We start from the raw sequence: 335 nt of genomic DNA, 5'->3' as shown, positions 1-335 counted from the left end.
GCCGTCCAGCAGATGAAAAAGTCTCTCCTGCTGCTTCAACGATTCATTCCCCCCATCTCCAGGTGCGGTTTCTCCATAGCTTGAATGGGCTGCCCATCCCGCCGCTCCAGCAGGCCGTAGTCCGTCTGGACACTGTTGTTTTCCTTCATCAGCTCGCTGCCATAGGCGTATAGGTTCAAGTGACTGGCCACCACCTGAGCATCCGCTTCCGGCAGCATGGCAGCGAGCTCGCTCCGGGCCTGGTCCTCTGGAGAGAAGATTTCCGGATCCAGTATGTATTGATCCAACTGATTTCTCAGCTCCAACGCCTGGGAAATCTCCGTACAGTTTGTTGC

The 335-nt window shown here is 55.8% G+C and carries 1 pseudogene; it reads right to left on the bottom strand.

Annotated features, from left to right (window positions below):
* Window positions 1-35 precede the first annotated feature (35 nt).
* Window positions 36-335: pseudogene (locus H6B31_RS16900) on the bottom strand (antirestriction protein ArdA); the annotation flags it as partial.

Origin of the sequence: Pseudoflavonifractor capillosus, from assembly GCF_016899775.1 — a bacterium.
Lineage (GTDB): Bacteria > Bacillota > Clostridia > Oscillospirales > Oscillospiraceae > Lawsonibacter.
Note: the sequence above shows the minus strand (reverse complement) of the source record. Positions and strands in the feature narration are given on the sequence as shown.